The following is a 23,245-nucleotide window of genomic DNA, read 5'->3' as shown; positions in this document are numbered from 1 at the left end:
GTTGCGCAATCATGCATGATCTGGCTTGGCGATGACGATACAGGATCTTCTTCTCGGTGAACGGCAGGCGCTGATCCGCGCGCGGCTCGACCTTTCGGGGCGGGTGATCGCGGCGGAGCTGGCGCAGGAACTCGGCGTGTCGGAGGATACGATCCGGCGGGACCTGCGCGAGATGGCCGCCTCGGGCCTGTGCCAGCGCGTCTATGGCGGGGCGCTGCGCATTTCCCAGTCGCCGACCTCGATGAACGAGCGCATGGGCATCGCCGGCGAGAGCAAGGCGGCGCTGGCGCGGGCGGCGGCGGGGCTTATCCCGGCGGGATCGACCGTGTTCCTCGATGCGAGCAGCACCAATCTTGCCCTTGCCAAGGTGCTGCCGTCCGGCGGGGGCCTCACGGTCGCGACCAATGCGCCGGCCATCGCGGCGGCGCTCGTCGAGCGCGACATTGCGACGATCCAGCTCGGCGGGATGATCGATCCCAAGGTCGGCGGTGCCATCGGCGCCAAGGCGATGCGCGATGCCGAGGCGTTCCGGCCCGATATCCTCGTGCTCGGCGTTTGCGGCATCGATCTGGAGGCGGGCGTCACCGCGTCCAGCTTCGAGGATGCCGAGTTCAAGCGTTTCCTCGCCTCGCGCAGCCGGTCGGTGCTGGTTGCGATCACCAATGACAAGCTCTCCGCCGCCGCGCCCTATTCGGTCGTGCCGCTTTCCCGCGTCGCCCATGCCGTGATCGAGGCGGACGCCGACGAGACGGAAGCCGCCGCGCTGGCCGCGGCAGGCATCGATATCCTCAGGGCCGTCTGAATGTTTGCGCATTTCCGGACGCAAAACCGCTTCGCACTTTTGCTGGAAATGCTCCAGCCGCTCCGAACTCCCAAGCAATGGACCTCCCCATGACGACCCCCGAAACCGCCCTTGCCGAGAAATCCTTCGTCAAGACCTATTTTCCGCCGACGCGGCTCGCCGTCTCCGGGCTTTTCCTGCTGAACGGCACCTTCGCCGGCGCCTGGGCGCCGAAAATCCCGGAATTCGCCAGCCGCCTCGGCCTTACCGAAGGCGGCCTCGGCCTGATGATCATGTGTTTCGGCATTGGCTCGATCATCCTGATGCCGATCGCCGGCATCCTGATCGCCCATTTCGGCACGACGCGCACGGTCAAGGGCGCGACGATCCTGTTCCTGTCCACCATGCTGCTCCTGTCGCTCACGCCGACCATCCTGCTCGGGGCCATCGCCATCTTCTTCTTCGGCGGGCTGATGGGGGCGATGGACGTCGCCATGAACGGCAATGCGGTGGAGGTGGAGAAGTCGATGCGCCGGGCGATCATGTCGTCCTGCCATGCCTTCTGGAGCCTCGGGGCCTTCATCGGCGCGACGACCGGCGGCTTCCTCATGGGCGCGCTCGGCGTGTTGGGCCATGCCGCTCTGCTCACGGTCGCCGGGGCGGTGCTGCTCGTCTTCATCTGGCCGCATATCCTGCACGATGCGCCGCATCCGAGCGAGGAGCGCCAGAAGGTGCGCCTGCCGATGACGCCGCTGCCCTGGCTGATCGGCCTGATGGCGCTGTTCTGCATGGTGCCGGAAGGCGCGATCCTCGACTGGGGCGCGCTCTACATGCGCAAGGAATTGGGCGCGTCGCTCGCCCTTTCGGGTTTTGCCTTCGGCACCTTCTCGCTGACCATGGCCGTCATGCGCTTTGCCGGCGACCATGTGCGCGACCGTTTCGGCGCGGTGAAGACGCTGCGCACCTGCACGGTTATCGCCATCATCGGCATGGTGGTCGCGGGCACGGCGCCGAACGCCTATGTGGCCATGGTGGGCTTCGCGCTCTGCGGCGTCGGTATTTCCAACATGGTGCCGATCGCCTTTTCCGCCGCCGGCAACCTGCCGGGCTTCGCGCAGGGCGTGGCGCTGTCGGTGACGACGGTCATGGGCTATTCCGGCTCGCTCTTCGCCCCGTCGGTCATCGGCTTCATCGCCGAGCATGTCGGCTTCGCGCTGATCTTCGCCCTCCTGCCGGTGCTTTTCCTCGTGGTGCTGCTGCTGTCGCATCATGCGGTGCATGCGGACGTGCGCGAGCGTCCTTGAAAGGCCGACCGCGCGGCGATCAAATCGTCGCGCGTGCCCGCCCCCGCAGTTGACAAGCCACATTTCCTGATCCACCTGAGGGCAAAGGCCGCGTCTGCGCGGCCGCTTTTCGAGCAAGAGGCTCCCAATGTCCTTTTCCTTCGATTTTGAACCGAAGCCGCGGCGCCAGTCCGTCGGCGTCGATGTCGGCGGCGTTCTCGTCGGCGGCGGCGCGCCGGTCGTCGTGCAGTCGATGACCAATACGGATACGGCCGATATCGACGGGACGGTGGCGCAGGTCGCCGCCCTCCACCGGGCCGGTTCGGAGATCGTGCGCATCACAGTCGACCGCGACGAGAGCGCGGCGGCGGTGCCGAAAATCCGCGAGCGTCTGCTGCGTCTCGGTCTGGACGTGCCGCTGGTCGGCGACTTCCACTATATCGGCCACAAGCTGCTTGCCGATCATCCGGCCTGCGCCGAGGCCTTGGCGAAGTACCGCATCAATCCCGGCAATGTCGGCTTCAAGGACAAGAAGGACCGCCAGTTCGCCGCCATCGTCGAGACGGCGATCCGCCACGACAAGCCGGTGCGCATCGGCGTCAACTGGGGGTCGCTCGATCAGGAACTGCTGACGCGGCTGATGGACGAGAACCAGGACAAGGGCTCGCCGCTCACGGCCCAGCAGGTGATGCGCGAGGCGATCTGCCAGTCGGCGCTGCTTTCCGCCGAGCTTGCCGAAGAAATCGGCCTGCCGCGCGACCATATCATCCTGTCCGCCAAGGTTTCCAATGTGCAGGACCTCATCGCCGTCTATGCGATGCTTTCCGCGCGCTCCGACCATGCGCTGCATCTCGGCCTCACGGAGGCCGGCATGGGCACCAAGGGCGTCGTCGCCTCCTCGGCCTCGCTCGGCATTCTCATGCAGCAGGGCATCGGCGATACGATCCGCATTTCGCTGACGCCTGAGCCCGGCGGCGACCGCACCCGCGAGGTGCAGGTGGCGCAGGAACTGCTGCAGGTCATGGGCTTCCGCCAGTTCATTCCCGTTGTCGCCGCGTGTCCCGGCTGCGGGCGCACGACCTCGACGGTCTTCCAGGAACTCGCCCAGAAGATCCAGGACGATATCCGCAAGAACATGCCGGTCTGGCGGGAAAAGTATCCGGGCGTCGAGGGCCTCAAGGTCGCCGTCATGGGCTGCATCGTCAATGGGCCGGGCGAGAGCAAACATGCCGATATCGGCATCTCGCTGCCGGGCACCGGGGAACTTCCCATCGCCCCCGTCTATGTCGACGGCAAGAAGGCGATGACGCTGCGCGGCACCGATATCGCGGGCGAATTCGAGGCGCTGGTCAACGACTATATCGAAAAGCGCTACGGGCAGGGGCAGGCGGCGGCCGAGTAATCAGATCCGGCTCGTCAGCAGCTTGAAACCGGCAAAGGCGAAGAAGGCGGCCATCACGCCCTCTATGCCGCGGCGCGCCTTCAGATAGGCGCGATGCACTGGGCCGAGTGAAAAGACCAGCGCAAAGCCGAGAAAGACGCAGACCCCGATCACCATGCAGCCGGCGATGAAGGTTGCCATGACGCCGCCCGGCGCGCCCGGCGGCATGCCGAGCGATGTCAGCATGATCCAGTTGAAGATCGCCTTGGGGTTGGTGAGGTGGATACCGAGGCCCTTGAGATATTGCTTGCGCGGCGAAAGCGCCGGCAGGGCGGCCATCTGCGCGCGATAGGTTTCCTCGCTCTTGCGGGCCGCGCGATACGCATTCCAGGCGAGCCATAGCAGGTAGCATCCGCCGACGATCTTCAGGACGACGATCGCTTCGCCATAGGTGCGGATGAGGGCGGAAAGGCCGGATGCCGTGAGGATCGCCCAGATATAGGAACCCGTCAGCACGCCCGAGGCAAGCGCCAGCCCTGCGCGGCGGCCCTGGCTGATGGAGGTCGCGATGATGGCGATGATCGCCGGGCCGGGTGAGGCGGTGGCGATGAAATAGGCCGTCCAGGCGACGGCGAGCTGGGGCAGGTAAGGTGTAAGGTCGGTCATGGGCCACCGTGAGATTGCCGGTGGACGATAAGCGAAGGTTTCTGCCGCTCCAAGCGGGAGAATTGCACCACATGTCCCCTTCCCAAGTTGGGGAAGGGGAGCGTTTGGCGTGGTCTTAGAGGATGTCCTCAAGCGCCGCGATCAGGCGGTCGCATTCCTCCGGCGTGCCGATGGTGATACGCAGGAAATCCGAAATGCGGGGCTTGGCGAAATGGCGCACCAGCACGGCGCGCTCGCGCAGGCTCTTCGCCAGCGCCTCGCCGCTGTGGCCCGGATGGCGGGCGAAGACGAAGTTCGCCTGCGAGGGCAGCACCTCGAAGCCGCGCTGGCGCAGCGCGCCCGTCACCCGTTCGCGCGATTCGATCACCTTGCCGCGCGTTGTGTCGAACCATTGCCGGTCGTCGATGGCGGCGGTCGCGCCGGCCTGGGCCACGCGGTCGAGCGGATAGGAGTTGAAGCTGTCCTTGACGCGCTCCAGCGCATCGATCAGCGGGCGCTGGCCGATGGCGTAGCCGACGCGAAGGCCCGCCAGCGAGCGGGACTTGGAGAGCGTGTGGATGACGAGGAGGTTGTCGTATCTCTTCGTCAGCGGGATCGCGCTCTCGCCGCCGAAGTCGATATAGGCTTCGTCGATCACCACCGGCTGGTCCGGGTGTTCGGCGAGAAGCTTTTCGATGGCGGCAAGCGGCAGGCCGATGCCGGTCGGGGCGTTCGGGTTCGGCAGGATGATCGCGCCGGCGGGGCGGTCGTAGTCCGCAAGGTCGATGGTGAAATCGTCCTTTAGCGGGATTTCGACGGGTTCGATGCCGAAGAGGCGGCAATAGGTCGGGTAGAAGCTGTAGGTGATGTCGGGGTAGAGCAGCGGCTTGTCATGCTTGAGAAGGGCGACGAAGGCGTGCGCCAGCACCTCGTCCGAGCCGTTTCCGACGAAGACCTCGTCGGCCTCCACGCCGTAGAAGCGGGCGATGGACTGGCGTAGCGCCAGCGCGCCCGGATCGGGGTAGAGCTTCAGGCTGTCGGCAACGGCGGCCTGCATGGCGGCGATGGCCTTCGGCGACGGTCCGTAGGGGTTCTCGTTGGTGTTGAGCTTGATGAGGTTGGGGATGCGCGGCTGCTCGCCTGCGACATAGGGCTTGAGCGTGGCGACGATCGGCGACCAGAATTTGCTCATGACGTCAGTTCCTGCGATTGGCGATGAAATGGGCGGTTTCGATGAGGATGCCGGCCCGATGGCTGAACGGCGCAAGCAGCGCCTCGGCCTCCGTGACGAGTTCCCTCAGGCGATTTTCCGCCCATGCCTGTCCCCGGCGGGAGACGAGCGTGGCCTTGCCGCGTTCGGCGTCCTTGCCGGTCGCCTTGCCCATGGTCTCAGCATCCGCGGTAAGGTCGAGCAGGTCGTCGGCGATCTGGAAGGCAAGGCCCACCGTTTCGCCATAGCGGCGCAGCGTGCTGCGGTCCCCGGCGGAAGCGCCTGCGACGATCGCGCCGGCCTCGCAGGCAAAACGCAGCAGCGCGCCCGTCTTCATGGCCTGCAAGGCAACGATGCCGTCTTCGTCCGGTGCCTGCTTTTCGGCCGCAAGGTCGAGCGCCTGGCCGCCGGCCATGCCGCCGATGCCGGCGGCGCGGGCGAGCGCCAGAACCAGTGCCGTCTTGGTGGCGTCGGGCAGGCGCGTCTCGGGTGCTGCGACGATGTCGAAGGCGAGCGTCAGCAGGCTATCGCCGGCAAGGATGGCGGCGGCCTCGTCGAAGGCGATATGCACGGTCGGCTGGCCGCGGCGCATATCGTCGTCGTCCATGGCCGGCAGGTCGTCATGGACCAGCGAATAGCAGTGGATGCATTCGAGCGCGGCCCCGATGCGCAGCGCCGTCTCGCGCTCCACGCCCGGGAACAGCGCGGCGGATTCGATGACGAGGAAGGGACGCAGCCGCTTGCCGCCGTTGAGGACGCCGTGGCGCATGGCGGCGAGGAGGCGTTCCGGCCGGGCGATCTCACCGGCCTGCAGATCGGTCGAGAGCAGCCGTTCGAGGAGGGCTTCCACCGCCTCGGCATTGCTCTTGAGAAGGGACTGGAATTGCTGGTGACGCTCGCTCATGGCCGCTCTTTGGCATGGGCACCCGGGCGAAGCAACGGGAATGCCGGGATGGCGGCAAAGAATCGCGGCCCGGCGCTGGTTTTTGAAGCGTCGGGACGGTATGAAGGCGCAACGACGGAAGGACGGACGCCGGCTCTTGGACATCGTACCGGAAACACGGGCAGACATGGAGGTTGAGACCGGTGGGAGGGACGGCTGGATGAGCCGGCTTCGCCGGAACTGGCGACGCCTCGTGTTCGTCGTGGCCGCTTTCGTCGCGCTGCCCTATGTGCTGATCTTCCTCTATGCCGTCCCCTTCGTGCGCCCGGTTTCCACGCTGATGCTGCGCGATCTCGTGCTGCTGCGCGGCTACGACCGGCAATGGGTGGCGTTCGAGGATATCTCGCCCAATCTCGTGAAATCGGTGATGATGTCCGAGGACGGGCAGTTCTGCCGCCATGCCGGCGTCGACTGGGGGCAGATGCGCGCGGTGGTGAGCGAGGCGCTGGCGGGCGAGCAGACGCGCGGTGCAAGCACGATCCCGATGCAGACGGCCAAGAACCTCTTCCTGTGGAACGGCCGCTCCTTCGTGCGCAAGGCGATGGAGCTGCCGCTGGCCGTGGCGGCGGACTTCGTCTGGAGCAAGCAGCGGCTGATGGAAATCTACCTCAATGTCGCCGAATGGGGGCCAGGCATCTACGGCATCGAGGCGGCGGCGCAGCATCATTTCAACGTGCCGGCGGCAAAGCTCACGCGCCGGCAGGCGGCGCTTCTTGCCGCCTCCCTGCCCAATCCGCGCGAGCGCAATGCCGGCAAGCCGGGGCGCGGATTGCAGCGTCTGGCGCGGCTGATCGAGCGGCGGGCGAGCGGTTCGGGCGACTATATCAAATGCCTTTATGAGTGACTTCAGGCCTTTTCATTGGCGCTTTCCCCGGTGACGGCCTAGGGTCCGATGCTCTCAGGGAGCATTGAAACATGTCGGAACTCATCCTCTACCTCGGCAACAAGAACTATTCGTCCTGGTCCTTCCGCCCATGGATCGCCATGGAGGCTGCGGGCGTGCCCTTCACCGACAGGGTGATCCCTTTCGATTTTCCCGCCGGAAACCCGGAAATCCGCAAGGTCTCGCCGTCGGGCAAGGTCCCCCTGCTGCATCACGGCGATGTCAGGGTCTGGGAATCGCTCGCCATCATCGAATATGTCGCCGAGCTTTTTCCCGATGCCGGCATCTGGCCGAAGGACCGGGCGGCGCGGGCCGAGGCGCGGGCGATCTCCATGGAAATGCTCGCCGGCTTCCATGCGCTGCGCAGCGCCTGCCCCATGAACATCCGCCGCAAGCCGGGCGCAATCGATCTGCCGACGGGCGTGATGGCCGACGTCGCGCGCATCGAGACGATCTGGAAGGATGCGCTCGCCCGTTCCGGCGGGCCGTTCCTGTTCGGGGACTTTTCCGCTGCGGACGCCATGTATGCGCCGGTCGTCAACCGGCTGGAAATCTATTGCCTGACGAAGGACGAGGCGGTACTGGCCTATGTGGAGCGCATGAAGGCGCATCCGGCCTGGCGGAAATGGCAGGCGGCGGCTCTTGCCGAGCCGTGGATCGTGCCGGAAGACGAGGTCTGAAAGGCAGAGTCGAAAAAATCCGCGCGGGGACTGGTCAAGCAGGGTTTTGCCATGTATAAGCCGGCCCAATTTCCGAGAAAAAGGCATGTCCTGTCGCCCGTCCGGTGCCGTAGGGATGTGTTTGCCCGATAAGTGGAGTTAGTCAAATGGCTGTACCGAAAAGAAAAACGACCCCGTCCAAGCGCGGTATGCGCCGTTCCGCAGACGCTCTGAAGGGTTCGACCTACGTTGAAGACAAGAACTCGGGCGAACTGCGTCGTCCGCACCACATCGACCTGAAGACCGGTATGTACCGCGGTCGCCAGGTTCTGACGCCGAAGGAAAGCGCATAATCCTGCGTTTCCGGCATCAGCCGAGATCGAGGCCCCGGAAACGGGGCCTTTTCTTTTTTGCGCGGTTTCCGCCGCAAAGCGGCTGCGCAGGCTTGCGGGACATGCTCTAAGAGGGCTGGAACGCCGCCGTGAACGCGCGGCCAAAGGGAGCTTCACATGCTTTTGGCGACCCCGCTGCTGATCATCCCCTTCGCCCTCTACAACCTCGCCATGGCGGGCCTTTTCGGCGATGGCGGCGTCGGCGTGCTCGACAACGAGGTGATGTCGGTCCACATGCTCTCCGGCACGGACTGGACGATGGCCTTCGGGGACCTCCTCATCCTGATCGCGCTCGTGCTGCTCTTCGTGGAAATCCTGAAGGCCACGCGCCCCGGTTCGCGGGCGCTTCTCGATCACATGCTGTCGATGGTGCTGTTCGTGGCGTTTCTCGTCGAGTTCCTGCTGGTGCAGGGCGCGGCGACGCAGATCTTCTTTATCCTGATGACGATCGCCTTCATTGATGTCATCGCAGGCTTCGCCGTCTCGATCCGCACGGCGGGGCGCGACCTTTCCATCGGGCTCTGAGAAGGCGCGGGAAAGCCCCGCGCCGCACCGGCCTGTTCAGGCCAGCCTTTTTTAAGCTCAGCCCTCTTCAGCTCGGCCCTCTTCAGCTCAGATTGTCGAGCTTGGTCTGGAGTGCGCGAAGCTGCTCCTTCAGTTCGTCGAGATCCTTGGGCTCGGCCTTGCGGGTTTCCTTTGCCGGGGCCGCATTGGCGAAGGGCGAGAACATCTTCATCGCCTGCTGGAACATTTCCGTATTGCGCCGCACTGTCTCCTCGACGAGCTGCATCGGCACCTGCAGGTTCTTGCCGAGCGGGGTGTCGCCGAAGGTCTTGTTGATCTGCTCGCGCATCTGCGACTGCTGCTCGGTGAAGGCCTGCATGGAGTGCTCGAGATAGCTCGGCACGACCATCTGCATCTGGTCGCCGTAATAGGAGATCAACTGGCGCAGGAACGAGATCGGCAGCAAGGTGTTGCCCGTCTTGGATTCCTGCTCGAAGATGATCTGCGTCAGCACGGAATGGGTGATGTCCTCGCCGGACTTGGCGTCCTGCACGGTGAAATCCTCGCCCTTCTTCACCATGACCGCGAGATCGTCGAGCGTCACATAGGTGCTGGTGCCGGTATTGTAGAGCCGCCGGTTGGCATATTTCTTGATGACGATCTGACCGTCGTTCCTGGCCATTAGGGTCTCCTCATCCCCGTGTTCCTGTTTTCTTTTTTGAGCCTTGCGAGTATCCGCAAAAAGACGCTTCCTGACAATCGAATTGTGCGATGCGGCGAGGGATGCTGCGCAACATGGATTTTCATGCTGCGCGGCCCCCCGCATGAAATTTTAGCGCCGCGGGATATCCCGTTTGACTCTCCTTCTCCGCTTTGCCAGTTTTGATTTCGGGAGAACCGCCGGGCTCGCGCCGTTCGTGCGCCGGACCCGGTTCCAAGGCCGGCCGCAAGGCTGCCAGAACTGAGGAAGCACATATGAGCACCCCGTCCATCGTCATCGCCAGCGCCGCCCGCACCGCGGTCGGTTCCTTCAACGGCGCTTTCGCCAACACGCCCGCCCATGAACTCGGGGCGACCGTGATTTCGGCGGTTCTCGAGCGCGCGGGCGTTGCGGCGGGCGAGGTGAACGAGGTGATTCTCGGCCAGGTGCTGCCGGCCGGCGAAGGCCAGAACCCGGCCCGCCAGGCCGCCATGAAGGCCGGCGTGCCGCAGGAGGCGACCGCCTGGGGCATGAACCAGCTTTGCGGCTCGGGCCTGCGCGCCGTCGCGCTCGGCATGCAGCAGATCGCCACGGGCGATGCGAGCATCATCGTCGCCGGCGGCATGGAATCCATGTCCATGGCCCCGCATTGCGCGCATCTGCGCGGCGGCGTGAAGATGGGCGATTTCAAGATGATCGACACGATGATCAAGGACGGCCTGACCGACGCCTTCTACGGCTACCACATGGGCACGACCGCCGAGAATGTCGCCAAGCAGTGGCAGCTTTCCCGCGACGAGCAGGACGCCTTCGCCGTCGCCTCGCAGAACAAGGCCGAGGCCGCCCAGAAGGACGGCCGCTTCAAGGACGAGATCGTTCCCTTCATCGTCAAGGGCCGCAAGGGCGACATCACGGTCGATGCCGACGAATATATCCGCCACGGCGCGACGCTCGATTCCATGGCGAAGCTCCGCCCGGCCTTCGACAAGGAAGGCACGGTGACGGCCGGCAACGCCTCCGGCCTCAATGACGGCGCGGCCGCGGCCCTCCTGATGAGCGAAGCGGAAGCCTCGCGCCGCGGCATCCAGCCGCTCGGCCGCATCGTTTCCTGGGCGACGGTCGGCGTCGATCCCAAGGTCATGGGCACCGGCCCGATCCCGGCCTCCCGCAAGGCGCTCGAGCGCGCCGGCTGGAAGATCGGCGATCTCGACCTCGTGGAAGCCAACGAAGCCTTCGCGGCGCAGGCCTGCGCGGTCAACAAGGACCTCGGCTGGGATCCGTCCATCGTCAACGTCAACGGCGGTGCCATCGCCATCGGCCACCCGATCGGCGCGTCCGGCGCCCGCATCCTCAACACGCTCCTCTTCGAGATGAAGCGTCGCGGCGCCCGCAAGGGTCTCGCCACGCTCTGCATCGGCGGCGGCATGGGCGTGGCGATGTGCATCGAGAGCCTTTAGGCGTCAGCTTATCCAAAACTTTGCCATGACCTGCCGCCGGCAGGGCGACAGGTCGACTCAAAAAATCAGTCTAGGGGAGTGAGCGACATGAGCAGGGTAGCATTGGTAACGGGGGGATCGCGGGGCATCGGCGCAGCCATTTCGATTGCGCTGAAGGCGGCGGGATACAAGGTGGCTGCCAGCTATGCCGGCAATGACGATGCGGCCAACGCCTTCAAGGCGGAAACGGGCATCGCCGTCTACAAGTGGGACGTGTCGAGCTACGAGGCCTGCGTCGAGGGGATCGCCAAGGTGGAGGCCGATCTCGGCCCGATTGACGTTCTCGTCAACAATGCGGGCATCACCAAGGACGCGATGTTCCACAAGATGACGCCCGACCAGTGGAATGCGGTCATCAACACCAACCTCACGGGTCTCTTCAACATGACCCATCCGGTCTGGTCCGGCATGCGCGACCGCAGCTTCGGCCGCATCGTCAACATCTCCTCGATCAACGGCCAGAAGGGCCAGATGGGTCAGGCGAACTATTCCGCCGCCAAGGCCGGCGACCTCGGCTTCACCAAGGCGCTGGCGCAGGAAGGCGCGGCCAAGGGCATCACGGTCAACGCCATCTGCCCCGGCTATATCGGTACGGAAATGGTGCGCGCCATTCCGGAAAAGGTGCTGAACGAGCGGATCATCCCGCAGATCCCGGTCGGCCGCCTCGGCGAGCCGGACGAGATCGCCCGCATCGTCGTCTTCCTCGCCTCGGACGAGGCCGGCTTCATCACCGGCTCGACCATCTCGGCGAACGGCGGCCAGTTCTTCGTCTGATACCGGCCACACGAAACGGAACGCGGCGCCTTCGGGCGCCGTTTTCATGTGGTATGCTGGTCGAAAGGAGAGCCCCGATGAAACAGGAAAAGCTGGATGAGGCGGCGATTGCCGAGGCGCTGGCATCCCTCGAAGGATGGATTCGCTCGGCTGACGGCATCGCCATCGAGAAGCGCTACACGTTCAAGAGCTTCCGCGAGGCGTTCGGCTTCATGACCGAGGGCGCGCTGGCGGCGGAGAAATTCAACCACCATCCCGAATGGTTCAACGTCTACAATCGCGTCGACGTGCGGCTGACCAACCACGATGCGGGCGGGCTGACCGAGCTGGACTTCAAGCTGGCGGCGGCGATGGAGAAGGCGGCGGCCTTTCGCACGAAGAGTTGAAGCGGCGTGAACGCATTCCCATATGATCAGCGCCGGACTGTTCCGGCGCTGCCACCCGAGGGAGGCCTTGAATGGACGATGTGAAGATCGGCGAGATTCTGCTGCCCGGCGACAAGGACGAGCAGGAGCGTCAGGAAAGCCGCGTGAGGCGGCGGTTCTGGCCGGCTCTCAAGCGCGCGATGCGGCAGGTTCCCTTCGCCCGCGATCTCGTCGCGTCCTACTATTGCGCGCTCGATCCCCACACGCCGGCCCGGGCGCGCGGCATCCTGCTGGCGGCGCTCGCCTATTTTGTGCTGCCGCTCGACGGCATACCGGATTTCTTCGCGCTCGTCGGCTTTTCCGACGACGTTGCCGTGCTGACGGCCGCCTTCGCGGCGATCCGCGGCCATGTTCGCGACGACCATTACGCGGCCGCCGACCGGGCGCTTGCGGACGAGCCGGACATGCAACCCTTCGGTTGAGCCGGCCGGCCCGCAATCGGGTCAAATTCTTGCCCTATTCCTTGTGCCATTAGGCATCTCGACGGGTTCATCTCACCAAATGGGGACTGGGCACGCCCGCTTTTCACGAAAAGGCTGCGGCGGACTTCGACACGGTTTCGTCCCGGTGCGGCGCGGAAGACCTCGGCAAAATGCGTGCGTGTTGACGGTTTGGTAACCTGAATTAAGTCAAAATAAATCAAATCGTCATCAAGCATGGCCGACACCGGCGTGAAAGGCATCCGCCTTCGGCCGGCAATCACTGGCAAGACAACCGGCAGGAAAACATGTTCGTAAGAAAGCTCGCAACCGCACTCGCCCTCGTCCTTGCGACCGCAGGCGTTGCCTCGGCGCAAACGCCGACGCGCATTCAGCAGTTCAATGCCTGGGGCGCCTATTCCTATCAGGCGAATGGCGGCAAGGTCTGCTACGTGCTGTCCGTGCCGAAGGAAAAGACGCCGCCCGGCGTCGACCACGGCGATGTCTTCTTCCTCGTCTCGCAGCGCCCGGGCCAGAACATCAGCTACGAGCCGCAGGCGATGATGGGCTATCCGCTGCAGGAGAATTCCAAGGTCAACGTCGTCATCGACGGCCGCACCTTCGTGATGTTCACCAAGGGCAACTCCGCCTGGGTCGAGAACGCCGCCGAAGAGCCGGCCCTCGTCGCCGCCATGAAGAACGGCAAGGACATGCAGGTTCAGGCGAAGTCCCGCCGCGGCACCGGCACGGCCTATTCCTATTCGCTCTCCGGCATCTCGGCGGCGCTGAAGCAGATCGAGGGTTGCCGCTAAGCTGCGGCTGAAGCCTATCCGCTATAAGGGCCGGCAGCGATGCCGGCCCTTTCGCTATTCCTCGGCAGGTGACTTTGCGCCGGAACAATGCTAAAGGGCCGGCAACTGGACCTCCGCCGCATCCGTCGGCGCCGTAAGGTCCGCTGAACTTCAGTCGAGCATGGACCCGCTAGCGGCGCAGGAAGCCTGCGCAGGCGCGCCCTGTTCTTGAGGGATGACCCGATGGCAAGCATGGACTTTCTCAATACGGCCGAGCCGCTCAAGGCGCCGCTCGTCCGCAACATCCCGGCCGCCGAAAAGCCGTCGCTGATCGGCCTTTCGCGCGAGGACATGGGCCGCGCGCTGGTCGAGAAGGGTGTCGCCGAGCGGCAGGTGAAGATGCGCGTCAGCCAGCTCTGGCACTGGCTCTATGTGCGCGGCGTCTCCGATTTCGACGACATGACGAATGTCTCCAAGGACATGCGCGAAATGCTGAAGACGCATTTCACCATCGCCCGCCCCGAGATCGTCGACGAGCAGATTTCCAATGACGGCACGCGCAAGTGGCTGCTGCGCTTTCCCGCGCGCGGCGCTGGCCGCCCGGTCGAGATCGAGACCGTCTACATTCCCGAAGAAGGGCGCGGCACGCTCTGCATTTCCAGCCAGGTCGGCTGCACGCTGACCTGTTCTTTTTGCCATACCGGCACGCAGAAGCTGGTGCGCAACCTGACGGCCGAGGAAATCCTCTCGCAGCTCCTGCTCGCCCGCGACCGTCTCGGCGACTTCCCGGACCGCGATACGCCGGCCGGCGCCATCGTGCCGGCGGAGGGCCGCAAGGTCTCCAACATCGTTATGATGGGCATGGGCGAGCCGCTCTACAATTTCGAGAGCGTGAAGACGGCTCTGCTGATCGCCACCGATGGCGATGGCCTGTCGCTTTCCAAGCGCCGTGTCACGCTGTCGACTTCCGGCATCGTGCCGGAAATCTATCGTACCGGCTCGGAAATCGGCGTCATGCTGGCGATCTCGCTGCATGCCGTGCGCGACGACCTGCGCGACATGCTGGTGCCGATCAACAAGAAATATCCGCTGAAGGACCTGCTCGAGGCCTGCCGCGCCTATCCGAGCCTGTCGAACGCCCGCCGTATCACCTTCGAATATGTGATGCTGAAGGACGTCAACGACACGCTGGAGGACGCCAAGCTGCTCGTCCAGCTCCTCAAGGGCATTCCGGCGAAGATCAATCTCATTCCCTTCAACCCCTGGCCGGGCACGAACTACCAGTGTTCGGACTGGGAGCAGATCGAGCGCTTCGCCGATTTCATCAATCAGGCCGGTTACGCCTCGCCGATCCGCACGCCGCGCGGCCGCGACATCCTCGCCGCCTGCGGTCAGCTCAAGTCGGAATCCGAGCGCATGCGCAAGGTCGACCGCATGGCCTTCGAGGCGATGATGATCGTCGGGCACGGCGAAGACGACTGAGCCGCGCCCTCTCATCAGAAAATATGATCGACCCAGCGGTCTGTGAGAATTGATTTGAACGGCCGTTTTGCCTAGAAACGGCCGAAATCATTCTCGGGAGACCCATTCATGCGCCATATCCTGCTCGCCGCGGCCGCAACGCTCGCGCTCACGCTGCCTGCGAAGGCCGAAGACGTCACGGTTGCCGTGACGGCCATCGTCGAACACCCCGCCCTCGATGCCGCCCGCGACGGCGTGAAGGAAGCGCTGGAAGCCGCCGGCTACAAGGAAGGCGAGAACCTGAAGTTCATCTACGAGTCGGCGCAGGGCAACCCCGCGACCGCGGCGCAGATCGCCCGCCAGTTCGTCGGCGAAGGCCCGACCGTCATCGTGCCGATCTCCACGCCCTCGGCCCAGGCCGTCGTTTCCGCGACGAAGGACATTCCGGTCGTCTTCACCGCCGTTTCCGATCCGCTCGGCGCGCAGCTCGTCAAGGACATGGACAAGCCGGGCGGCAACGTCACCGGCCTTTCCGACCTGTCGCCGGTTGCCGAGCATCTGGCGCTGATCAAGGAAATCCTGCCCAACGTGAAGACCGTCGGCTACCTCTACAATTCGGGTGAGGCGAACTCCGTTTCGCTGCTCGCCGTGCTGAAGGCCGAAGCCGAGAAGGCCGGCCTCACGGTCGTCGAATCCGCCGCCACCAAGTCGGCTGAAGTGCAGGGCGCAGCCCGTGCGCTCGTCGGCCGCGCCGATGCGATCTACATCCCGACGGACAACACGATCATCTCCGCCCTCGAAGGCGCCGTCGCCGTTGCCGAGGAAGCCAAGCTGCCGCTCTTCACCGCCGACACGGATTCCGTCTCGCGCGGCTCCATCGCGGCGCTCGGCTTCAACTACAAGGATGTCGGCAAGCAGACGGGCGAAGTGGTCGTGCGCATCCTCAAGGGCGAGAACCCGGGCGACATCGCCGTGAAGGTTGCTGCCGGCACCGACCTCGTCATCAACAAGGGCGCCGCCGCCAAGATGGGCGTCACCCTTCCGGAAGCCGTCGTCGGCCGCGCGACCCGCGTGATCGAATAAGCCGAGGTTCGCGGACATCGCCAATCGGAATCAACCGCTGCCGGATCGCCCGGCGGCGGTTGATCTGTTAGAAAGGCCCATCCCGCGCGATGCGGAATGGGAAAAAGAGAAAGCCTAAGAGCCGTGAGCCTGATTGCCTTCTGGGGTGCCGTCGAACTGGGGCTGGTCTATGCCTTCGTCGCGATCGGCGTTTACCTTGCCTTCCGCGTGCTGGATTTTCCGGACCTCACCGTCGACGGGTCCTTCCCGCTGGGTGCGGCCGTCGCGGCCGTGCTGATCATCGCGGGCCTCAACCCCTGGCTTGCCGCCGCCGTCGCCATGGCGGCCGGCGCGGTTGCCGGCCTCGTCACGGCCATGCTGAATGTCAGGTTCCGCATCCTCAACCTGCTCGCCTCGATCCTCACCATGATCGCGCTGTTCTCGGTGAACCTGCGCGTCATGGGCAAGCCGAATGTCGCGCTCATCAATGCGGATACGATGATCAGCCCGTTCTTCGGGCTTGGCCTGCGTGATTTCTACGTGCGCCCACTCTTCGTCGGCATCCTCGTCGTCATCGCCGTCATCCTCGTCTGGCGCTTCCTCGAAAGCGACGCGGGCCTGTCGATGCGTGCGACCGGCGCGAATGCCCGCATGGCCCGCGCCCAGGGCGTCAATACGAACAAGCAGATCTATCTCGGCATCGCGCTTTCCAACGCGCTGGTCGCCCTCGGCGGTGCGCTCTTCGCGCAGACCAACGGCTTTGCCGACGTCACCTCCGGTGTCGGCACCATCGTCGTCGGCCTTGCCGCCGTCATCATCGGTGAGACGCTGTTCGGCGCGCGCGGCATCCTCATGGCGCTGATCGGCTGCGTGCTCGGCTCGATCCTCTATCGTATCGCCATCCAGCTCGCGCTCTCTTCCGACGTGCTCGGCCTGCAGGCCTCGGACCTCAATTTCGTGACGGCCCTGCTCGTCACCGTGGCGCTCGTGCTGCCGCGCCTTCGCCGCGGGGGAGCCGCCTGATGATCTCCGTTTCCGATATCAAGGTCGTCTTCGGCAAGGGCACGCCGCTGCAGAAGCAGGCGCTGAACGGTGTCAGCCTCACCATTGCGGAAGGCGAATTCGTCACCGTCATCGGCTCGAACGGCGCCGGCAAGTCGACGCTGCTCGGCGTTCTCGCCGGCGACGTCATCGCCAGCGAGGGCCAGGTGAAGATCGGCACCGCCGATGTGACCCGCCAGGGCACCGCCGCCCGCGCCGGCCGCGTCGCCCGCGTCTTCCAGGATCCGCTGACGGGTAGCTGCGGCGCGCTCTCCATCGAGGAGAACCTTGCGCTTGCGGCCCGTCGCGGCGAACGGCGCGGCCTCGCTTCGGCCCTCGGTCCGCAGCGCCGCGCGCATTTCCGCGAGCGCATCGCCGAACTCAATCTCGGCCTCGAGAACCGCATGCGCGACCGCATGGACCTGCTTTCCGGCGGCCAGCGGCAGGCGGTTTCCCTCGTCATGGCGACGCTTGCCGGCTCCGACGTGCTTCTGCTCGACGAGCATACCGCTGCGCTCGATCCGGGCATGGCCGAATTCATCATGACCCTGACGCAGAAGATCGTGTCGGAGCGCAAGCTGACGACGCTGATGGTGACGCATTCGATGCGTCAGGCGCTCGATTACGGCCACCGCACCGTCATGCTGCATGGCGGCGAGATCGTGCTGGACGTGGCCGGGGAGAACCGCAAGACCCTTCAGGTCGAGGACCTCATCGCCATGTTCCGTAAGATGCGCGGCCAGACGCTGGATGACGATGCGTTGCTGATCGGCTGAGCTATTTCGCCTGCGTGAAGAGAATCCGCATCGCGAAGACCGAGAAGACGCCCGCGAATGTGTAGTCGATGCCGCGCAGGACCTTCGGGTTCTGCTGGAGCCAGCCTGCCAGCCTGTCGGCGGCGAGGATGACGATCACGTTCACCGGGATGCCGACGACGATGAAGAACAGGCCGAGGAAGATCAGCTTGCCGGTGACGTTCGGGTCGCTGGCCGAGATGAACTGCGGCAGGAAGGTCATGAAGAAGATGATGACCTTGGGGTTCAGCAGGTTCACGCCGAAGCCGGTGGAGATATTGGCGAGCGCCGTGCCGCGCGGGCCGGCCGCCGCCTTCACCGTGAAGTTGGAGCCGTAGCGGATCGCCTGCACGGCAAGCCAGAGCAGGTAGGCCGCGCCGCCGGTCTTCAGGATCAGGAAGGCGGTGGGCGAGGCGGTGATCAGCGCCGAAATGCCGAAGGCGACCAGCAGCGTATGCACCACGATGCCGAGGCTGGTGCCGATCACCACATAGAGCGCCGGGCCGCGGCCCTGCGAGAGCGCCCGGCTGATGGAGAGCGTCATGTCCGGCCCCGGCGTCATGGCAAGCAGCAGGCTTGCGGCCGTGAAGGCGAGAAGCGTCGGGAGCGTGGGCAGGACGTCCATGGCGGAACCCTTGAAAAGCCGGGAGGATGACGGACTCTTATCCGGCTTTCCGGGGATTTCCAATCAAACCTTGTGATGGGCCGTTACGGTTTCTCGACGAAGGCCTTGAACCTGTCGGCATAGTCCTTGTGCCAGCGCGAGAGCGGCGGGCGGTTCTCGATGATGTCGCCCATCGCCCAGGCCATGCGGCGCTCGTCGAGGGCGCGGGGCACGTCGTTGTCCGGGCAGAGAATGTAGAAATCGCCGCGCTGCAGGCTCTCCATCATGAAATCGACCGTCTGCGTCGATGTCCAGGCGGCGTCGGGTTTTTCGGTGCGCTCTCCCCTCGTCAGGGCGGTGAAGACGAAGCCGGGGATCAGCAGATGGGCGGTAAGCTTCGCGCCCTCGGTGTTGCGCAGCTCGTGCTGCAAGGCCTCGGTGAAGACCTTCACGCCCGCTTTCGAGACGTTGTAGGCAGGGTTGCCCGGCGGGGTGGTGATGCCCTGCTTGGAGCCGGTATTGATGATGAGGCCCGGCTCGCCATGGGCCAGCATGTTCGGGCCGAAGACCTGCGTGCCGTGGATCACGCCCATCAGGTTGACGGCGAGGATATGGTCCCAGTTGGCCTCGGCGCTGAAGATGGAAGTGTCCGGCTGGATGCCGGCATTGTTCATCAGCACATGGACGCGGCCGAAGCGTTGCAGCACCGCGCGCTCCAGCGCTTCCAGCTCGTGCCGGTGGGCGACGTCCGTTTCCACGGCCATGACGTTGGCCTCGCCGGCGATGGCTTCCAGCTCGGCGCGCGCCTCGCCGAGCCGGTCGGCGTTGCGGTCGGCGATGGCGACGCACATGCCGGCCCCGGCGAAGCGCCTTGCGGCGGCAAGGCCGATGCCGGAGGCACCGCCGGTGATGACGGCGACGTTGGAAGCCTTGATGATATCCTTGAGGTCGGTCATGGGATTGCCCCTTCCATGGTTCGTTCCGCGCAATATGGGGTGGCAATCGCCCCGGTCAAATCCGGCTTGCGGCAGGATGCGTCGGGCTGCGCCCTTGCGTCACGCGCCAATCTCGCTAAAAGTGCCCGCGACACCGGGCTTTCGCGGGTTTGCTGCGGCCCTTCATGCAACGGACCTCATCATCATGGCATCACATAAAGACGTGAAGAAAGTCGTGCTCGCCTATTCCGGCGGCCTCGATACCTCGATCATCCTGAAGTGGCTTCAGACGGAACTCGGCGCGGAAGTCGTGACCTTCACGGCTGACCTCGGCCAGGGCGAAGAACTGGAGCCGGCGCGCAAGAAGGCCGAGATGCTCGGCATCAAGGAAATCTTCATCGAGGACGTGCGCGAGGAATTCGTGCGCGATTTCGTCTTCCCGATGTTCCGCGCCAATGCGGTCTATGAAGGCGTCTACCTGCTCGGCACCTCCATCGCTCGCCCGCTGATCTCCAAGCATCTCATCGAGATCGCCGCCAAGACCGGCGCCGACGCCATCGCGCATGGCGCGACCGGCAAGGGCAACGACCAGGTCCGCTTCGAGCTTTCGGCCTATGCGCTGAACCCCGATATCAAGATCATCGCCCCGTGGCGCGACTGGTCGTTCAAGAGCCGCACGCACCTGCTCGAATTCGCCGAGCAGCACCAGATTCCGGTCGCCAAGGACAAGAAGGGCGAAGCGCCGTTCTCGGTCGACGCCAACCTTCTGCACTCTTCCTCCGAGGGCAAGGTGCTGGAAGACCCGGCCGTCGAAGCCCCCGAATACGTGCATATGCGTACCATCTCGCCGGAAAGCGCGCCGGACAAGGCGACCGTCATCAAGGTCGGCTTCGAGCGCGGCGACGCCGTCTCGATAAACGGCGTGCGCATGTCGCCGGCGACCCTGCTTGCGGCGCTCAACAATTACGGCCGAGACAACGGCATCGGCCGTCTCGACCTCGTGGAAAACCGCTTCGTCGGCATGAAGTCGCGCGGCGTCTACGAGACGCCCGGCGGCACGATCCTGCTTGCCGCGCACCGCGCCATCGAGAGCATCACGCTCGACCGCGGCGCGGCCCATCTGAAGGACGAGCTGATGCCGCGCTATGCGGAGCTGATCTATTACGGCTTCTGGTTCTCGCCGGAGCGCGAGATGCTGCAGGCGCTGATCGACCGCAGCCAGGAGCATGTCGAGGGTGAAGTGACGCTGAAGCTCTACAAGGGCAATGTCATGGTGACCGGCCGCGAATCGCCGAAGTCGCTCTATTCCGACAAGCTGGTCACCTTCGAGGACGACCAGGGCGCCTACGACCAGAAGGACGCCGCCGGCTTCATCAAGCTGAACGCGCTGCGCCTGCGCACGCTCGCCGCCCGCAACAAGCGCGGCTGAGCGGCTCTGCCCGAATGAAAAGGCCCGCTGCCGGCAACGGCGGCGGGCTTTTCTTATTCCGCCGGTTCCGTCGCAAGCCGGGCGTCGCGGCCGCAGACCGCGCGATACCAGAGGTAGGAGAGGATCGCCATCAGGCCCATCGAGGGAATGATGGTGCCGAAGGCGAAGAGGGGCAGGCCGATGGCGGCGGCGATCAGGCCGGCGAGGAAGCCCGACCCCATCTGGACGAAGCCCATGGCTGCCGATGCCGAGCCGGCGATATGCGGGAAGGGTTCCATGGCGGCGGTCATCATGTAGGGCATCACGAAGGCGATGCCGAAGGCATAGAGGCCGACCGGACCCATGACGCTGAGGAAGGTCGGAGTTTCCAGAAGGTGCGAGGCGCAGGCGATCAGCACGCTGGCGATGCCGATGAAGGTGAGGCCGGGAACGACGATGCGGGCGGGCGTCATCCTGCGCATCAGGAGGCGCACGACGACCGTTCCGGCGAAGAAGAAGCCGGATTGCATGAGCATGCCGACGCCGAACTGGGTGGGCGTCAGGCCGACGCGGTCGATCAGCACGAAGGGCAGCATGGTCGCCTGGCCGTAGAGTGCGCCGACCGCGCCGGCCATGACGAGCGTGGCGGAGACGAAACGGCTGCTGGTCGCAAGATCGCGGTAGCCACGCAGGATCGGGCCGATGCGGCCCTTGGCGGGGTCGGGGGTCGTCGTCTCGGCCATGCAGAAATAAACCGCGCCGCAGGCGGCAAGCGCAAAACCCACCATCAGGAAGAAGATCGACTGCCAGCCGAACAGGCCGAGGGCGAAGCCGCCGAGCGTGGGCGAGACGGCCGGGCCGATGGCGAGCATCATGCCCACCATGTTCATGATGCGGGCGGCTTCGGTGCCGGTGAACTGGTCGCGCACGATGGCGCGCGAGACCGTCATGCCGACGGAGGCGCCGATGCCCTGCACGAGACGGCCGGCCAGCAGCGCGCCGACGCTGGGGGCGAAGGCGGCCATGAGGCTGCCGGCGAGGTAGACGGTCATGAAGATCAGCGTCGTCTTGCGCCGGCCGAGCACGTCCGACATGGTGCCGGAGACGAGTTGTGAGAGGGCGAAGCCCGCGAAATAGAAGGAAAGGGTCAGCTTGATCGCCGATTCCGTGGAGGAGAAGGCATGCACCAGCTCCGGCATGGCGGGCGTGTAGAGCGCCATGGAAACGGGGCCGAGCGCCACGAGGAAGGCGCTGATGATGCTCGTGCGGCGCTCGCTCATGCGCGCCCGCGTCACCGGCCGGTCTCCCTTGCCAGCGTCAGGGCGGTGCTGTCCTCCTCCAGCGCGGAGAGATTGGCGCGCAGGCGTTTCAGTCGCTCGCCCATCAGGTCCAGCTCCGCCTCGCCGATGCCGCTTGTCACATGCTGCATCAGCTCCATCTGCTCGACGCGGATGCTTGCGATCAGCGCGTTGGCGGCGGGCGTGGTGAAGATCAGCTTGGCGCGCCGATCCGCCGGATCCGCGCGGCGCTCGATGAAGCCGAGGCTCTGGAGGCGATCCAGATAGGTGGAGAGCGTCATCGGCTCGATACCCATGCGCTGGGCGATCTCGAGCTGGCGGCTGCCCTCCAGTGTGGCGATGCGCACGAGGGCGCGTGCTTCGCCCGGCGTGAGGCCGAGGCCGGCGGTGGCGATGCGGCGCTCGAAGGCGCTACGCAGCATGCGGGCAACGTCGATGAGGACGAAACCGAGGGCGTCGGGATCGGGGCGTGAGATCATGATTGCTTTCTGGCTATTGTAAGCAGAGCTTACTATGCACTCCCGGAATGGACAACTGGCGAGCTAGGGGAACAGCGCATGGCTGCCCTGCGAAAGGCCGGGCACACCCCCTTGACGAAGCAGGGCCGAACGGCTGGAATGCCTTGAGAATCAAGGGGATTTCCGATGACCGGTTCGATGCTATTCGGCGCCTTCATGGCTGCTCTGCTCTATGTGCTTATCCCCGGCCCGGCCTTTCTCGCCTTGCTCGGCATCGGCGCCGGCCAGGGGCGCAAGGCGGGGGCCCTGTTCATGGGCGGGCACCTTGCGGGCGACCTCGTCTGGTCGAGCCTCGCCCTTGTCGCCATCGTCGGCGCCAAGACGATCGGTACCATGGTCTTCGATGTGCTCGGCCTCTTCTGCGGCTTCTATCTGGCCTGGATCGGCTGGTCGGCGCTGCGCGCGAAGGCCCGGCAGGACGGCGCGGCCGTGATGACGGTGGAGCGGCCGCTGAGACGCGGGCTGATCTTCGGCCTGACCAACCCGAAGGGTTATCCGGTGGCGCTCGCCACCTTCACGGCCCTGCTCGCCAGTTCCTCCAATGCGCTCGATTTCGATGCCTTGCCGGCGCTGCTTGGCGTGTCGTTCCTCGGCTTCCTCGTCGCGGATGTCATCCTGATCGCCATTATCGGCGCGCGCATGGTGCGCACCTTCTACCGGCGGCACGAGCTGGCGATCGTGCGCATGTCCGGCCTGCTCTTCATGGGCTTTGCCGTGCAGGCCGTCTGGCACGCGGCGCCCGGCCTTCTCGGCTGGCGGAAGCCCTAGAGCGCTTTCGCTTTTCTTCGAATCGCGAAAACGCTCTTTCTCTCTTCGTTTTTTCGTATTTCCGAACGCA

The 23,245-nt window shown here is 65.1% G+C and carries 26 protein-coding genes; 18 read left to right on the top strand and 8 right to left on the bottom strand.

What is annotated here, in order from left to right; genetic code table 11:
* Positions 1–37: 37 nt before the first annotated feature.
* The 3 genes from K8M09_RS16175 to ispG all read left to right on the top strand — a co-directional run bounded on the left by K8M09_RS16175 (position 38) and on the right by ispG (position 3,466).
* Positions 38–802: a DeoR/GlpR family DNA-binding transcription regulator gene (locus K8M09_RS16175; RefSeq protein ID WP_160787198.1), complete on the top strand. Its 765-nt coding sequence runs from the start codon at positions 38–40 to the stop codon at positions 800–802.
* Between the two features lie 77 nt (positions 803–879).
* Positions 880–2,085 (top strand): MFS transporter, encoded by a 1,206-nt coding sequence (locus K8M09_RS16170; RefSeq protein WP_380735225.1) that lies wholly within the window; start codon positions 880–882, stop codon positions 2,083–2,085.
* A 127-nt stretch (positions 2,086–2,212) separates the two neighbouring features.
* The gene (ispG, locus tag K8M09_RS16165; RefSeq protein ID WP_160787155.1) at positions 2,213–3,466 is read left to right on the top strand and encodes a flavodoxin-dependent (E)-4-hydroxy-3-methylbut-2-enyl-diphosphate synthase; all 1,254 of its coding nucleotides are present in this window, start codon (positions 2,213–2,215) and stop codon (positions 3,464–3,466) included.
* Here the strand turns inward: ispG and K8M09_RS16160 are convergent, their stop codons facing one another.
* The 3 genes from K8M09_RS16160 to K8M09_RS16150 all read right to left on the bottom strand — a co-directional run bounded on the left by K8M09_RS16160 (position 3,467) and on the right by K8M09_RS16150 (position 6,204).
* Positions 3,467–4,111: a LysE family translocator gene (locus tag K8M09_RS16160; protein ID WP_160787154.1), complete on the bottom strand. Its 645-nt coding sequence runs from the start codon at positions 4,109–4,111 to the stop codon at positions 3,467–3,469.
* 115 nt (positions 4,112–4,226) lie between these two features.
* A complete protein-coding gene (gene hisC / locus K8M09_RS16155) occupies positions 4,227–5,282 on the bottom strand; it encodes a histidinol-phosphate transaminase (RefSeq protein WP_160787153.1) in 1,056 nt (351 codons plus the stop codon).
* 4 nt (positions 5,283–5,286) lie between these two features.
* On the bottom strand, positions 5,287–6,204 hold the full coding sequence (locus tag K8M09_RS16150; RefSeq protein WP_160787152.1) for a polyprenyl synthetase family protein: 918 nt from the start codon (positions 6,202–6,204) through the stop codon (positions 5,287–5,289).
* A 100-nt stretch (positions 6,205–6,304) separates the two neighbouring features.
* On the opposite strand from K8M09_RS16150, the gene mtgA reads away from it, so the two are divergent.
* The 4 genes from mtgA (at position 6,305) to K8M09_RS16130 (ending at position 8,702) form a co-directional block, all read left to right on the top strand.
* A complete protein-coding gene (gene mtgA, locus K8M09_RS16145) occupies positions 6,305–7,087 on the top strand; it encodes a monofunctional biosynthetic peptidoglycan transglycosylase (protein WP_206366686.1) in 783 nt (260 codons plus the stop codon).
* A 71-nt stretch (positions 7,088–7,158) separates the two neighbouring features.
* Positions 7,159–7,806 carry a glutathione S-transferase family protein gene (locus K8M09_RS16140; protein ID WP_160787150.1) on the top strand — a complete coding sequence of 216 codons (648 nt, stop codon included), beginning with the start codon at positions 7,159–7,161 and terminating at the stop codon, positions 7,804–7,806.
* Between the two features lie 146 nt (positions 7,807–7,952).
* Entirely contained in the window at positions 7,953–8,138 is a 186-nt protein-coding gene (gene rpmF, locus K8M09_RS16135) for a 50S ribosomal protein L32 (RefSeq protein ID WP_119257782.1), read from the top strand.
* 156 nt (positions 8,139–8,294) lie between these two features.
* The gene (locus K8M09_RS16130) at positions 8,295–8,702 is read left to right on the top strand and encodes a hypothetical protein (RefSeq protein WP_160787149.1); all 408 of its coding nucleotides are present in this window, start codon (positions 8,295–8,297) and stop codon (positions 8,700–8,702) included.
* Positions 8,703–8,784: 82 nt separating this feature from the next.
* Here K8M09_RS16130 and phaR read toward each other — a convergent pair whose 3' ends face one another.
* Entirely contained in the window at positions 8,785–9,363 is a 579-nt protein-coding gene (gene phaR, locus K8M09_RS16125) for a polyhydroxyalkanoate synthesis repressor PhaR (RefSeq protein WP_160787148.1), read from the bottom strand.
* Between the two features lie 293 nt (positions 9,364–9,656).
* On the opposite strand from phaR, the gene K8M09_RS16120 reads away from it, so the two are divergent.
* The 9 genes from K8M09_RS16120 (at position 9,657) to K8M09_RS16080 (ending at position 17,626) form a co-directional block, all read left to right on the top strand.
* On the top strand, positions 9,657–10,838 hold the full coding sequence (locus K8M09_RS16120; protein WP_160787147.1) for an acetyl-CoA C-acetyltransferase: 1,182 nt from the start codon (positions 9,657–9,659) through the stop codon (positions 10,836–10,838).
* Between the two features lie 87 nt (positions 10,839–10,925).
* A complete protein-coding gene (gene phbB / locus K8M09_RS16115) occupies positions 10,926–11,651 on the top strand; it encodes a beta-ketoacyl-ACP reductase (RefSeq protein ID WP_160787146.1) in 726 nt (241 codons plus the stop codon).
* Positions 11,652–11,728: 77 nt separating this feature from the next.
* Positions 11,729–12,037 (top strand): 4a-hydroxytetrahydrobiopterin dehydratase, encoded by a 309-nt coding sequence (locus tag K8M09_RS16110; protein ID WP_160787145.1) that lies wholly within the window; start codon positions 11,729–11,731, stop codon positions 12,035–12,037.
* Positions 12,038–12,108: 71 nt separating this feature from the next.
* Positions 12,109–12,498 carry a YkvA family protein gene (locus tag K8M09_RS16105; RefSeq protein ID WP_160787144.1) on the top strand — a complete coding sequence of 130 codons (390 nt, stop codon included), beginning with the start codon at positions 12,109–12,111 and terminating at the stop codon, positions 12,496–12,498.
* Between the two features lie 305 nt (positions 12,499–12,803).
* Positions 12,804–13,307: an invasion associated locus B family protein gene (locus tag K8M09_RS16100; protein ID WP_160787143.1), complete on the top strand. Its 504-nt coding sequence runs from the start codon at positions 12,804–12,806 to the stop codon at positions 13,305–13,307.
* A 231-nt stretch (positions 13,308–13,538) separates the two neighbouring features.
* Complete coding sequence (rlmN, locus tag K8M09_RS16095; protein ID WP_380735248.1) at positions 13,539–14,768, top strand: 23S rRNA (adenine(2503)-C(2))-methyltransferase RlmN; 1,230 nt, start codon at positions 13,539–13,541, stop codon at positions 14,766–14,768.
* A 108-nt stretch (positions 14,769–14,876) separates the two neighbouring features.
* On the top strand, positions 14,877–15,830 hold the full coding sequence (locus K8M09_RS16090; protein ID WP_160787141.1) for an ABC transporter substrate-binding protein: 954 nt from the start codon (positions 14,877–14,879) through the stop codon (positions 15,828–15,830).
* Between the two features lie 123 nt (positions 15,831–15,953).
* A complete protein-coding gene (locus K8M09_RS16085; protein ID WP_160787140.1) occupies positions 15,954–16,832 on the top strand; it encodes an ABC transporter permease in 879 nt (292 codons plus the stop codon).
* On the top strand, positions 16,832–17,626 hold the full coding sequence (locus tag K8M09_RS16080) for an ABC transporter ATP-binding protein (protein ID WP_160787139.1): 795 nt from the start codon (positions 16,832–16,834) through the stop codon (positions 17,624–17,626). Before K8M09_RS16085 ends, K8M09_RS16080 begins: the two co-directional genes overlap by 1 nt.
* A 1-nt stretch (position 17,627) precedes the next feature.
* Here K8M09_RS16080 and K8M09_RS16075 read toward each other — a convergent pair whose 3' ends face one another.
* Together K8M09_RS16075 and K8M09_RS16070 are read right to left on the bottom strand one after the other, a co-directional pair.
* On the bottom strand, positions 17,628–18,269 hold the full coding sequence (locus K8M09_RS16075; protein ID WP_160787138.1) for a LysE family translocator: 642 nt from the start codon (positions 18,267–18,269) through the stop codon (positions 17,628–17,630).
* 83 nt (positions 18,270–18,352) lie between these two features.
* Positions 18,353–19,204, bottom strand: a complete 852-nt coding sequence (locus K8M09_RS16070) for an SDR family NAD(P)-dependent oxidoreductase (protein WP_160787137.1) — start codon at positions 19,202–19,204, stop codon at positions 18,353–18,355.
* 184 nt (positions 19,205–19,388) lie between these two features.
* Here K8M09_RS16070 and K8M09_RS16065 point away from each other — a divergent pair, with 184 nt between their 5' ends.
* Positions 19,389–20,612: an argininosuccinate synthase gene (locus K8M09_RS16065; RefSeq protein WP_160787136.1), complete on the top strand. Its 1,224-nt coding sequence runs from the start codon at positions 19,389–19,391 to the stop codon at positions 20,610–20,612.
* 53 nt (positions 20,613–20,665) lie between these two features.
* Here K8M09_RS16065 and K8M09_RS16060 read toward each other — a convergent pair whose 3' ends face one another.
* Positions 20,666–21,871: a multidrug effflux MFS transporter gene (locus K8M09_RS16060; protein ID WP_160787197.1), complete on the bottom strand. Its 1,206-nt coding sequence runs from the start codon at positions 21,869–21,871 to the stop codon at positions 20,666–20,668.
* Positions 21,872–21,882: 11 nt separating this feature from the next.
* The gene (locus K8M09_RS16055) at positions 21,883–22,368 is read right to left on the bottom strand and encodes a MarR family winged helix-turn-helix transcriptional regulator (protein ID WP_170299540.1); all 486 of its coding nucleotides are present in this window, start codon (positions 22,366–22,368) and stop codon (positions 21,883–21,885) included.
* Between the two features lie 165 nt (positions 22,369–22,533).
* Here K8M09_RS16055 and K8M09_RS16050 point away from each other — a divergent pair, with 165 nt between their 5' ends.
* Positions 22,534–23,175, top strand: a complete 642-nt coding sequence (locus tag K8M09_RS16050; protein WP_160787135.1) for a LysE family translocator — start codon at positions 22,534–22,536, stop codon at positions 23,173–23,175.
* Positions 23,176–23,245: the final 70 nt, after the last annotated feature.

The sequence above is a fragment of the Shinella zoogloeoides genome, from assembly GCF_020883495.1.
Classification (GTDB): Bacteria; Pseudomonadota; Alphaproteobacteria; order Rhizobiales; family Rhizobiaceae; genus Shinella; species Shinella zoogloeoides.
The sequence above is the reverse complement of the archived record's forward strand: the minus strand, read 5'-3'. Positions and strand labels throughout refer to the sequence as shown.

Coding starts and splice junctions, on each gene's coding strand:
- K8M09_RS16140 (WP_160787150.1), top strand. CDS start 7,159: ATGTCGGAACTCATCCTCTACCTCGGCAACAAGAACTATTCGTCCTGG.
- K8M09_RS16110 (WP_160787145.1), top strand. CDS start 11,729: ATGAAACAGGAAAAGCTGGATGAGGCGGCGATTGCCGAGGCGCTGGCA.
- K8M09_RS16160 (WP_160787154.1), bottom strand. CDS start 4,111: ATGACCGACCTTACACCTTACCTGCCCCAGCTCGCCGTCGCCTGGACG.
- K8M09_RS16150 (WP_160787152.1), bottom strand. CDS start 6,204: ATGAGCGAGCGTCACCAGCAATTCCAGTCCCTTCTCAAGAGCAATGCC.
- K8M09_RS16105 (WP_160787144.1), top strand. CDS start 12,109: ATGGACGATGTGAAGATCGGCGAGATTCTGCTGCCCGGCGACAAGGAC.
- K8M09_RS16130 (WP_160787149.1), top strand. CDS start 8,295: ATGCTTTTGGCGACCCCGCTGCTGATCATCCCCTTCGCCCTCTACAAC.
- rlmN (WP_380735248.1), top strand. CDS start 13,539: ATGGACTTTCTCAATACGGCCGAGCCGCTCAAGGCGCCGCTCGTCCGC.
- K8M09_RS16080 (WP_160787139.1), top strand. CDS start 16,832: ATGATCTCCGTTTCCGATATCAAGGTCGTCTTCGGCAAGGGCACGCCG.
- mtgA (WP_206366686.1), top strand. CDS start 6,305: ATGAAGGCGCAACGACGGAAGGACGGACGCCGGCTCTTGGACATCGTA.
- K8M09_RS16120 (WP_160787147.1), top strand. CDS start 9,657: ATGAGCACCCCGTCCATCGTCATCGCCAGCGCCGCCCGCACCGCGGTC.
- rpmF (WP_119257782.1), top strand. CDS start 7,953: ATGGCTGTACCGAAAAGAAAAACGACCCCGTCCAAGCGCGGTATGCGC.
- K8M09_RS16055 (WP_170299540.1), bottom strand. CDS start 22,368: ATGATCTCACGCCCCGATCCCGACGCCCTCGGTTTCGTCCTCATCGAC.
- phbB (WP_160787146.1), top strand. CDS start 10,926: ATGAGCAGGGTAGCATTGGTAACGGGGGGATCGCGGGGCATCGGCGCA.
- K8M09_RS16170 (WP_380735225.1), top strand. CDS start 880: ATGGACCTCCCCATGACGACCCCCGAAACCGCCCTTGCCGAGAAATCC.
- K8M09_RS16050 (WP_160787135.1), top strand. CDS start 22,534: ATGACCGGTTCGATGCTATTCGGCGCCTTCATGGCTGCTCTGCTCTAT.
- hisC (WP_160787153.1), bottom strand. CDS start 5,282: ATGAGCAAATTCTGGTCGCCGATCGTCGCCACGCTCAAGCCCTATGTC.
- K8M09_RS16070 (WP_160787137.1), bottom strand. CDS start 19,204: ATGACCGACCTCAAGGATATCATCAAGGCTTCCAACGTCGCCGTCATC.
- ispG (WP_160787155.1), top strand. CDS start 2,213: ATGTCCTTTTCCTTCGATTTTGAACCGAAGCCGCGGCGCCAGTCCGTC.
- K8M09_RS16065 (WP_160787136.1), top strand. CDS start 19,389: ATGGCATCACATAAAGACGTGAAGAAAGTCGTGCTCGCCTATTCCGGC.
- K8M09_RS16100 (WP_160787143.1), top strand. CDS start 12,804: ATGTTCGTAAGAAAGCTCGCAACCGCACTCGCCCTCGTCCTTGCGACC.
- phaR (WP_160787148.1), bottom strand. CDS start 9,363: ATGGCCAGGAACGACGGTCAGATCGTCATCAAGAAATATGCCAACCGG.
- K8M09_RS16060 (WP_160787197.1), bottom strand. CDS start 21,871: ATGAGCGAGCGCCGCACGAGCATCATCAGCGCCTTCCTCGTGGCGCTC.
- K8M09_RS16090 (WP_160787141.1), top strand. CDS start 14,877: ATGCGCCATATCCTGCTCGCCGCGGCCGCAACGCTCGCGCTCACGCTG.
- K8M09_RS16075 (WP_160787138.1), bottom strand. CDS start 18,269: ATGGACGTCCTGCCCACGCTCCCGACGCTTCTCGCCTTCACGGCCGCA.